The 10,750-nt window shown below is 56.3% G+C and carries 9 protein-coding genes and 1 pseudogene; 6 read left to right on the forward strand and 4 right to left on the reverse strand.

Annotated features, from left to right (window positions below; genetic code table 11):
* Positions 1 to 5 precede the first annotated feature (5 nt).
* Both AC2FNE_RS23390 and AC2FNE_RS23395 read left to right on the forward strand, forming a co-directional pair.
* Positions 6 to 143, forward strand: a pseudogene (locus AC2FNE_RS23390) (VCBS domain-containing protein); the annotation flags it as partial.
* A gap of 27 nt (positions 144 to 170) precedes the next feature.
* The gene (locus tag AC2FNE_RS23395) at positions 171 to 4,814 is read left to right on the forward strand and encodes a VCBS domain-containing protein (protein ID WP_496806428.1); all 4,644 of its coding nucleotides are present in this window, start codon (positions 171 to 173) and stop codon (positions 4,812 to 4,814) included.
* A gap of 53 nt (positions 4,815 to 4,867) precedes the next feature.
* On the opposite strand, the gene AC2FNE_RS23400 is transcribed toward AC2FNE_RS23395, so the two are convergent.
* The 4 genes from AC2FNE_RS23400 to AC2FNE_RS23415 form a co-directional block, all read right to left on the reverse strand.
* Positions 4,868 to 5,575 (reverse strand): IS6 family transposase, encoded by a 708-nt coding sequence (locus AC2FNE_RS23400; RefSeq protein WP_496806420.1) that lies wholly within the window; start codon positions 5,573 to 5,575, stop codon positions 4,868 to 4,870.
* 99 nt (positions 5,576 to 5,674) lie between these two features.
* On the reverse strand, positions 5,675 to 6,421 hold the full coding sequence (locus tag AC2FNE_RS23405; RefSeq protein ID WP_496806421.1) for a hypothetical protein: 747 nt from the start codon (positions 6,419 to 6,421) through the stop codon (positions 5,675 to 5,677).
* A gap of 206 nt (positions 6,422 to 6,627) precedes the next feature.
* A complete protein-coding gene (locus AC2FNE_RS23410) occupies positions 6,628 to 6,753 on the reverse strand; it encodes a hypothetical protein (protein ID WP_496806422.1) in 126 nt (41 codons plus the stop codon).
* 227 nt (positions 6,754 to 6,980) lie between these two features.
* Complete coding sequence (locus AC2FNE_RS23415) at positions 6,981 to 7,748, reverse strand: DUF3658 domain-containing protein (protein ID WP_496806423.1); 768 nt, start codon at positions 7,746 to 7,748, stop codon at positions 6,981 to 6,983.
* A 204-nt stretch (positions 7,749 to 7,952) separates the two neighbouring features.
* On the opposite strand from AC2FNE_RS23415, the gene AC2FNE_RS23420 reads away from it, so the two are divergent.
* From AC2FNE_RS23420 to AC2FNE_RS23435, 4 genes are all read left to right on the forward strand, one after another.
* Positions 7,953 to 8,465: a DUF805 domain-containing protein gene (locus AC2FNE_RS23420; RefSeq protein WP_496806424.1), complete on the forward strand. Its 513-nt coding sequence runs from the start codon at positions 7,953 to 7,955 to the stop codon at positions 8,463 to 8,465.
* A gap of 80 nt (positions 8,466 to 8,545) precedes the next feature.
* Positions 8,546 to 9,316, forward strand: coding sequence for a hypothetical protein (locus AC2FNE_RS23425; RefSeq protein WP_496806425.1), 771 nt, complete (start codon positions 8,546 to 8,548; stop codon positions 9,314 to 9,316).
* Positions 9,307 to 9,837 (forward strand): hypothetical protein, encoded by a 531-nt coding sequence (locus tag AC2FNE_RS23430; RefSeq protein WP_496806426.1) that lies wholly within the window; start codon positions 9,307 to 9,309, stop codon positions 9,835 to 9,837. Before AC2FNE_RS23425 ends, AC2FNE_RS23430 begins: the two co-directional genes overlap by 10 nt.
* Before the next feature lies 1 nt (position 9,838).
* Positions 9,839 to 10,171: a hypothetical protein gene (locus AC2FNE_RS23435; protein WP_496806427.1), complete on the forward strand. Its 333-nt coding sequence runs from the start codon at positions 9,839 to 9,841 to the stop codon at positions 10,169 to 10,171.
* Positions 10,172 to 10,750 lie beyond the last annotated feature (579 nt).

Genomic DNA, 10,750 nt, shown 5'->3' on the forward strand with positions numbered 1-10,750 from the left:
CGGCGGTGCAGGCCCTGAAGACCGGCGACCAGATCACCGACACGCTGACCGTCTCCACCATCGACGGCACCACCAAGCAGATCACCGTCACCATCAACGGCACCGACGACACCGCCACAATTGGCGGTGTCGACACTGGCAATGTTTCGGAAGGCAGCCGTGGAAAAGACATGTCGCCTGACTACGCGCAGCCGGGTATGGCGACCCTGGATAGAGCGCCGCTCTATGCCGATGGAAAACTCACCATTATTGACCCGGATGCGGGCGAAGCAGAGTTCGACACCAAGGGCCTCGGCTTTACCTATCATGGGAAGTACGGCGACCTGATGCTGAATGCTGACGGCAACTGGCACTATCACGCCGATGCAGGCCACACAGCCTCAACCGGCGGTCTGGCGACCACCCATGGCAGGGTGATCGACCAGTTGGGCGCTGGACAGAGCTTGACCGATACGATCACGGTCTATGCAAAGGATGGAACCGCCCATGACATCACCATCACCATCCATGGCAGCAATGACCGGCCCTATTGTTCGTCCGAAGTGGCGCTCTCAGGGGGAACCGAAGACACTACACAAACGCTGACCAAGGCCCAGCTCCTGTCCAATACGGTTGAGGTAGACGCCAACGACGCTGGCAAGCTGTCGCTTTCCGGGCTGCGGGCAGATCACGGTTCGATCCGCGACAATGGCGATGGTACCTTCACCTTCACGCCGGAGAAGGATTACAGCGGCGCGGTCCACTTCACCTATGACGTGAAGGACGCCCATGGCGGGGTGACCCACACCGGAGCCACCACAACACTGGCGGCCGTCGGCGATGCCGCCGTGATCACCGGGACGGATACCGGGTCGGCGACCGAAGACAAGGTGCACGGCCGGATCGTGATCAGTGGCGATCTGGACGTGACGGATCCGGACGGTCCAGGACAGGAGCATTTCCAATACAGCCAGTTCGGGGAACATGCTGTCTCCGACCCGTTTGGCGGCAGCCTGCACATCAGTTCCGCGGGAACGTGGAGCTATGTCACTGACAACAGCAACGCAGCCGTTCAACAACTCGCAGCAGGTCAGGTCGGTCATGCCACCTACCGGGTCTCTTCCGCGGACGGCACGACGCATCAGATCCAGATCACGATCCATGGGACCAACGATGCGCCGGTTCTGAGCGCCGCGACGGCCTCGGCGACCGAGGACGGGTCGTCGGTCTCGGGACAGATGTCGGCGACGGATGTCGATACCGGCGACACGCTGGCCTATTCTCTGGGGCAGGCAGCCCCGGCGGGGTTCACGCTGAACGCGGACGGGTCCTGGAGCTTTGATCCGACCGACGCCGCCTACCAGCACCTCGCGGCAGGCGCGACGCAACAAGTGACGATCCCCGTCACCGTCACGGACAGCACCGCGACCGACACGCAGAACCTGACCATCACCGTCACCGGCACCAACGATGGGCCAGCGGTCAGCGGACCGGTCACCCTGCCCGGCGGCACCGAGGACAAATCGGTGCAGATCACCGTGACACAGCTAATCGAGCATGCCACGGATATCGACACCGGCGATCAGCTCTCAGTCGCGGGCCTCACCGCAAGCCACGGCACAATCTCTGGCGACGCGGCAAACGGCTTCACATTCACACCGGACCCGAACTACAACGGACCTGTCAGCCTAAGCTACACCGTCACCGACGGCCACGGCGGTACAGTTGCGCAGACTGCTTCGCTGACGCTGGTTCCGACCGGGGATGCGGCAAGCGTGTCTGGACAAGATACCGGTGCAGTCACAGAGGACAGAATTTCCGGGATGCAGTGGCTACGGGTCGGTGGCCATCTCGATGTGATTGATCCGGACGCTGGTGAAGACCGGTTTATCGGCAACACACACTATCAGCCTGCCTATCCGACCTCACTGGGTGGCAACACATCTCTCGTCATTGGCCCTACGGGAGACTGGATCTATTTAGGCGACAACACCGATCCGCGCATTCAGGCCCTGGGCGACGGCGACACACTGACTGATACGGTCACCGTGCGAACCGTAGATGGCACGACGCATCAAATCCAGATCACGATCCATGGGACCAACGATGCGCCGGTTCTGAGCGCGGCAACGGCCTCGGCGACCGAGGACGGGTCGTCGGTCTCGGGACAGATGTCGGCGACGGATGTCGATACCGGCGACACGCTGGCCTATTCTCTGGGGCAGGCAGCCCCGGCGGGGTTCACGCTGAACGCGGACGGGTCCTGGAGCTTTGATCCGACCGACGCCGCCTACCAGCACCTCGCGGCAGGCGCGACGCAACAAGTGACGATCCCCGTCACCGTCACGGACAGCACCGCGACCGACACGCAGAACCTGACCATCACCGTCACCGGCACCAACGATGGGCCAGCGGTCAGCGGACCGGTCACCCTGCCCGGCGGCACCGAGGACAAATCGGTGCAGATCACCGTGACACAGCTAATCGAGCATGCCACGGATATCGACACCGGCGATCAGCTCTCAGTCGCGGGCCTCACCGCAAGCCACGGCACAATCTCTGGCGACGCGGCAAACGGCTTCACATTCACACCGGACCCGAACTACAACGGACCTGTCAGCCTAAGCTACACCGTCACCGACGGCCACGGCGGTACAGTTGCGCAGACTGCTTCGCTGACGCTTGGCGCAACGCCCGACGCGGCGGTGATCACCGGTGTTGGTGCATCCCTCAAGGAAGATGTCGGCGTTGGTACCAGCCCCGGCGATTATGGCAAGCTCAGTGCTTACGGCCAGTTCCATGTGACCGACCCGGACGGCCCCGCGGAATCGCAGTTCCCCGATAGGAGCTTTCATAACTATACTGGTTCTCTGGGTGGCAGCCTGCAGGTCAATCCAGATGGGCAATACATCTACCACCTTGACAATTCGATCGTTGATCACCTCAAGACCGGGGAAGAAGCAAAGGATCACTTTGTCATTCACAGCGTCGATGGGACCACCCATCCGGTCGAATTTACCATTGCCGGAACGAATGATGCACCCGTCGTCTATCGCAATCTCGTAACCAAATTCGAAGGCGACAATGTCTTCAACGGCCAAATCTCTGCGGGCGACCTTGACCACGACGATTCAAAGACACTGAAGTTTACCAGCGGCGCTCCGGTTGCGGGCTTCCACCTCAACAGCGACGGCAGTTACAGCTTTGATCCGTCAAACGCCGCATACCGCCACCTCAACGATGGCGATCATCAGACGATTTCCATACCGATCACGGTCACGGATACGGACGGGCTAAGTTCTACGGGAAGTCTGACGGTTCAGGTGCTTGGACGGAACGACGCGCCGGTCCTGTCGTCCGCGACGGCCAGCGCGACCGAGGACGGCAACGCCGTCACGGGGCAAATGTCGGCAACCGATGTCGATGGAAGCGTCCACACGCGGCAGTTCTCGCTCGGCCAGGCGGCACCCGCGGGGTTCACGCTGAACGCGGACGGATCCTGGAGTTTTGATCCGACCGACGCCGCCTACCAGCACCTCGCAGCCGGCGCGACGCAGCAGGTGACGATACCGGTCACGGTAACAGACAAGCAAGGCGCGACCGACACCGAGAGCCTCGTCATCACCGTCACCGGCACCAATGATGGTCCAGCCGTACAAACGGGAGATCTTGGAGCCACGCAGCCGGGAGCAGGCAAGACCTTGTCGGCAGCAGACTTGTTGGCGGCAGTTCATGCGACCGATGTCGACACTGGCGACCAGTTATCGATTTCGAATGTACAGGTAGATCCTCAATACGGGAGCTTCCATCAATCCGGCAGCAACTGGGTCTATACACCGACAACTGGCGCAAGCCAAACCGACGTTCCAGTGACGATCTCAGTCACTGACGGCCATTCAACTAGTTCGACGACGGCGACACTCGACGTCACCGCTGCCCCCACCCCACCCACCGCCACGCAGGTGCATGGTTCCGGGACGACGCACCTGTCGGGGACTCTGACCGGCGGAACTGGTGGTTGGTCGATCGACAACGGACACGGTGGTGCACTGTCCTTGCAAGGACAGTATGGCACACTGACTATCGACCCAAAGACGGGGCATTTCGAATACGATTACCGGGCGCAATCCGCGGTACTCAAGAGCGGTGGCGGGGGTATGCCATCCGGTCATCACACCGATACGTTCCATATACTTCAACACGGAACGCATACCTCGGACGCAGATGTGCAGGTCAACATCAATGTGCAAAGTGTGCATGGCAACAGTGGTCATCACGTGGATCACACGACCCTGATCGGTATTGATATTGTACCGACAACACCACCGCAACACGACGCCCCGAGTAACGATGAACCGATTTTCGAAGTCACTCTTGACGACGATGCTCAAGGCCCGTCCGCCGCCGGGCTCGGATTGACCGGCGAAATGGACGTGTCCCTCGCCGCAAGAGCGGACAGCGCGGACGATCCCGCTGGACACGATAACAGAGGCTTCGAGCCCTCCAACGAGCATCTTGGCGAGAACCCACCTCCTACCCATCACATTGACCCGGTTAACCACTATCTTGATGCAGTTGGAGCCAGTCTGCATTCCGACGTTCCAGATCAGCCACAGGATGCCGAACAGGCCAACCCTTACACCGCGGCGCTCGGGGTTGATGCTGACATCCCGACCGACGCACCTATGTTGGATCCAACGATGCTGGATGATCCCGCGACTGCCACGGATCTGAATTCAGGCAGCGCGACCAGCGATGAAGGGATCGAACTCCCACCTGATGAACCGCTTGTTTCATTACCGGAGGAGGACGACCCTTCAGCCAACTCAGGTTAGGGTGCTGTCAGACGAATTCGAACCAGTTTCAGTTTTCCTCAGAATACGGGAACCTATCCCGAACAAAGCTGACGCCACTCGGAGAGAGCGGCGCTTCGGTTCAGTTTGAAATTGTCTCGTGAGTAAAGATGTCGTTCCTGATTGAAGTGGTTGTGGACCGAAGACTGGACGGATGCGAATTTCTGCAAACATCGCATTTGTCTAAAGAGGAGCATCGCCCGTTCTCGTCGTCGAAACGGCAGGTGAGAATTCTCAGCACGATTGTTCAGCCAGCGGCCAGTTTCCTGCTTGTCGGCATTGCCAATATCTTTCATCGCCGCGCCGTAGGATCGGAGTTTGTCGGTCACCAGTATATGAGGGCGACCGTGGCGCTTCTTTGATTTCTTCAGGAATTTCAATGCTGCCTTGCGATCCCGTGTCTTCGTGACGACGCTTTCCAGAACCTCGCCTTCATGATCAACGGCACGCCAAAAATAATGCTGCTCGCCACTGATCTTCACAAAAACCTCGTCCAAATGCCATTGCCAGTTTGAATACGACCGCATCTGCTGGACGCGTTTCCGGCGGATCTCAGTGGCAAACATCGGGCCAAATCTATTCCACCAGTACCGCACCGTTTCGTGGCTGAGGTCGATGCCGCGCTCGTGCAGCAGGTCCTCGACGTTTCGGAGCGAAAGTGGAAAGCAAACGTTCATCATAACAGTCAGGCGAATGATCTCCGGGTTGCTGTGAAAGTACTTGAAGGGGTCTTTTTTCATCATATGCAGAAGCTACGGAACAGCCCTGCCCGTCTCAACCAAAATCCTTCTGACAACACCCATGCTGGGGCTCAGAGTGTCGTAGAAGGTGATTGGGCCTGTCTAGTCCACGCGCCGCCAGCTCGGGTCAAGGGCGTACAGTTCTTTGACAGTTCCGGCACCGTGAGCCGCGCCATATAGAACAAGGACACTTCCTGAAGCACTATTGATGGCCTCCGCCAAATGCTGGTTTCGCCAGTCGATTGTGACACTGGTAATCTGCATGACATCCGCGGTTGGCATGACGAATTCCCCAATTGGCATAGTCAGGTTTTCATCGCTGATCTCGAGCGGCCCAACTAGTCTCTCATAGGCATCAGCAAGTTCTGCCGGCGTTAGGTCGACGTTGACATCCCTGCCTCCTGGAAAACCTAGGAATTTCGAGTTGTCTTGAGCCACCAAGCCACCAGATACATTCTCTGCATAGAAAGCCGGTGAGGGAAGAAAGCCGAGCATAGCCCGGACCCTGCGCTTGTTTTCAAGGGTCGCGTCATCGAAGTCGATGAATTCGTAGAAAAGGTCCATTCCTTGCGCTTTGAGCTGTTTCACTTCGCCCGCCACGGCTTCATAGAACGCAGGCTCAGCTTGGTGGATCATAGGAATGAAGTGGAGAGACCGAGATCCGTTCGCGAACGTGAATACTCTCGCACTGGTCGCCGATCCATCCACGTAGAACTGTTCCTCGGTGAGCGCGTCTATGTCGCCTTCTGGCCCTTCGGGCAGGGTTCCGGACTTGATGTGCTGAGACGCACCCGCCAATACTGCCCAAACGACCACAGCTAAAGTTGCAACACAGGTTCTCAAAAACATCACACGTTGCTCCTTTGGCCCGTGGCATCAGCCCGAGTATTGGCAGACAGCCTGTATTCGGAAGAGATCATGGAAAGCTAATCCAAAATGGGCCGCGTCTCAAGCAGCGGGAGGGAATGAATGGGGTTAGTGATGGGCCAAGCTGAAGAACGAGAAGCTGTTCGTTTGGGTGATTATCTGCGCCCCTGTCTCTGCGATAAGTGTCTTCATCGCGGACCTGCCTGCAGGACACCGTTCTCATCTATGTCGCCGTAAAGAGCTGACTCTGCCAACCAAGACAGGCCAGCGAGAACCATAGCTATTAAGCCCACGATGCGAAGTTTAAATTCCATGATGATCTTTCCATTTTGCATTGGGTTTCGGCATTGGTTACCTAAAAATGGGAGCAGCTATTGGTCAGTTCGTGCTCTGAGTGAGCAGTCATTCCAGTTTTTCTGCCTGCATTCTGGAAAGCACCAAGATGACGCTAGCACCTTGGATCGCATCAGCGATCTGGACAGAATTGCTCAGTTGGTCTCCATCTCTGTGAGCGTAAATATTGCCGAAATGTACGGCAACGTTATCTACGTCGCACGTCAAAGTCTCGCAGGCTTGTTTGAGGGCCAGATGCCTCAATCATACCTTGCATGATCAGATGCTGAAGCCTCCCAGATAAGAACACATCACCCAACAAGTTGTGTTCGTCGCATCGCCCCATGGCCGTACCGACAACGCGCGCAGCAGGTGTCCAGTTTGTTGCACAGCATGATAAAAGTAGACTGTCATAGAGATTGTCGGAAACATCGACAATCTTGCCTGCTTCCCATTTACGCAGTGTAGCACCACTGTCTCGCAGGCGCAGAAAATCAGAAGAAAGCGTTGCTCTTGTGACCGGGTCTACCGCTTCGCGTTGATCAAAAAGGCTCGCCAGTAAAGCCGGAGTTTGCGGACCTATATACGGCAGTGACTTTAAGCCAGTCGTTCCAACTCGGGTCACCGAACCTTTGAAAAGGCGCAGGCCATGACATGCCATCTCCAAAAACGTCCGCTCTGATGCATTCTCACCCGCCCATATGCAAACTTCTGGCGTGAGATCCTGCGTCAAATGGGCTGAGATCCGGTCGAAATCGACTAGTGAAGGAAACGGATTGTCAGGCAACTGGCCATAGTTTTGGAAAAGCTTTCTGAAATATGCTGCCCGCGCTTGCTTGTCGTTCAACGAACCATGGCTCAGATCATCATCGAACACATGCACACGGCCCATCAGGCCGCAATTCGCAACCGCCGCGCGCAGACATCCGCCGGCACTTCCTCCCAAAACCAGATGTAGGTATGCGGGCTGTGACATTGGTTACCTTTGGCTTGAGAACGCGGGTTGTGTTTTCAGGGGACACGTCCCGGATTGGGAATACGCAGCTTGAAGTAAATCATTTTCCGCTAGGTTTCCCAGTCTGAATTTCCCATTTGCACGTGAAACTTGCATCGCCGCTGTTTTTCGTAAAACTTTCAGGGTGTAAAATAGGACTGCGAGAGCAACACGAGGAGTTTAAAAATGGGTTTCACGCAATCGGTCAAGACCTGCCTGTCCAAGTATATCGTGTTTTCGGGCCGCGCGCAGAGATCAGAGTACTGGTGGTTTGTTCTGTTCGTAGTCCTGGTCAGCGTCGGGTTGGCGGTACTCAGTGCGGTCCTTTTTGGCACTGATCCGGAAACAGGACAGGGATCGAACTTGCTGAACTCCGTTTTCCAACTGGCGATGTTGCTTCCGATGCTCGCCGCGGGGTGGCGTCGATTACATGATACAGGTCGTCCTGGATGGTATCTTCTTCTTCCAATGGCCTTCAGCATCGCCACGATGTTCATGCTGCTGACCGGGGTTGCAGTTTTTTCAGCGCTGGAAACTGGCGTTGAAGACCCTGAGACTTTGAGAAAACCAGCAGCCTTTCTCGGTGCAACCGGTTTGATGGTCATGTACGCGATTCAACTTGTCCTTTCTCTCTTGATGATCTGGTGGCTTTCGCGACCCTCACAGGAAGGAACGAATGAATATGGCGCACCGTCGTAGGATTACATGACCACTCACTGGCACCTCAATGCTGGAGAACCATTATTGCCTCCTCGTACGAGGAACCTTGGGAGTTAAAAATGAAAAACACTTTCTGGTCTGCGTGTCTGATTTGTTGTCTGTCGGCGGCCCCTGCACTGGCCGAATGGGGCTTCAGCGGCAGCCCGTTGCCAAATGCATTTATTCAGACAAACAACATGACGCTGGAGTTGCAGTGCGACAGGATCAGGTTCGCCCCGGCCGGGTATGAGGATTCGCAGGATATCTTACGAAAGAACGGCCTTTCCTTTCGTTTTCTGATAAACGGATCGCAAGAAGTTGCTGCTTTTCAGATGGGACGCGAAAACTCGTTCGTCCAGATCGTCGACAACTATCCTGTCGAGATCCAGTTAAGCGACGAGGCGGATTATGCGTTCGTCCTCGACCAGATTGCCGCAAACGCCACCCTGAACCTGTCGATGGTAGATCAAGACGTCAGCTACGGCATTTTTGATCTTAAGGGATCAGGTACAGCCATCCAGTCACTCCGGGCCGAATGTCGAGCATTGGACCAAACCTCCGCGCCTATGGAGGCACCAGAAGGCGTGGTCTATTGCGGCGGCGATGGGATCAAACGCCAAATTGAGTTCGTGATCCTCGATAATGCTAGCGATGAATGGGACGCGCGCGTCACCGTGAACGGCGAAACCCAGCGGGCGATGACCGCCTACAGCTATTTCGGCAACTCTGAACCGGTCAAGGACTTCGTTGTTGCCCTACTGGCGGAGGATCGGGCCGAATTTCTGATCTTCCGGAATCGGAGGGAAAACTGGCTGGAGTTCGGCGATTATCGGTACGACCAATGCAACTGATGCCGAGATCGAGCGCCGCGTCCAGCCTTGTTTGGATTGTCAGGATGCATTTCTACGCGTTGCTTGCGGCGGCTTTAACATTGCCGCAGCCTGCCAGTGCTTCAGAAATATCTGAGCTCCCGGCGCAGCTTCAAGAAAAGGTCAATCAGGCGCAACAAGCCTGCTCTGACTTTGAGAACGGCGAGTTCGCATTGGAATGGGGCGCTGTTGCCCGTGTGGATCTGGACGGGGATCTGAGACCTGACTGGGTGCTGAACGAGGTGCTCTTTGCCTGCTCGTCGGCCGTGTCCCTCTATTGCGGAACGGGCGGATGCATGTCTCATTTCCTCGTGGGTGACGTCATTGGCTCTCTTCTCAACCAGGGATGGGATGTCGTGGATCTTGGTCCCAGCCGTGTTCTTCTCACCGATGTTCACGGGTCGCAATGCGGCGGGATCAATCCAACCCCATGTGTCACTGCAAGCGCCTGGGACGCAGAAGATGGCATCTGGCGTAGCACAGCCGCGGAATGGGAGAAGTAGAATGGCAAAAACTATTCACTTGAAGCAGCTATTGGCATCCTTCTCCATCTTGCCAGCGGCGCTTTTCCTCACTGGATGTATTGAGACGCCGGTTGAGGTTGCGGTCAGCGAACCGGACCCCGATCTCGTCTTTGTTCGCGGCTACCGGAGCCCGTCGGATGAATGCCAACTTGTCGGCGAAAGCGCATTCACCGTAGACTTTCTTGATGATGCCGCCGATCTTGTAGCGTGTCCGACGGGCAGCTCAGCAATGCAAACGCTTATGGCTGAGACGGGATCACGCATAGTCACCCAGACAAACAGCTTCTCGTTCTTCAGCTTGCCCTACCGCTGAACCTGTAAACTCAGGACGGACTCCCAATTCTGGAAAGTGGGCCTGTCACACCTCACGTAGAGTGAAGACCTGTCTTTGCCACGATGGTGGCGTCAGCTAAGTGATCCAGCCTACGGTATCCGCACAGCGGACCTTGGTGCAAACCGCAGCGAATGGCCGCAATCCGCCCTTAGTACCGAAATATGCATGGTGCAGCATTGGTCACATTGGGCTCGGAGCAGCCGTTCGCCGCACTCTGCTTGAACGACTGCTCTGCGGACTTTCCAGACATTGATGTTTAGACATGTTGCTAACGCAGCATTCGTTCGCACTCGCGGAAAGTGATACTCTGTATTTCGGCAGTTTTCGTCAGACTAGTCGTTCACAAGCTTAGTTTTGGTCGGAACCTAAACCGCGCTTTCGCCGCATCCAGTTCAGACATGAAAACCGCGGGCTAAACGGGCTTTCAATTCCTGCTCAAAAAATTTCTTCCGCAGAAAGCTCATCTGAAGTGCATTGTTGGTCGAGTTTTTGTTGAAGATCTGAGTTTGTGATATTGTGGAGTTTAATTGTTGATCGGAATTTGTTTTGTTTAGATAC

The organism is Ruegeria sp. YKSD179, assembly GCF_059612885.1.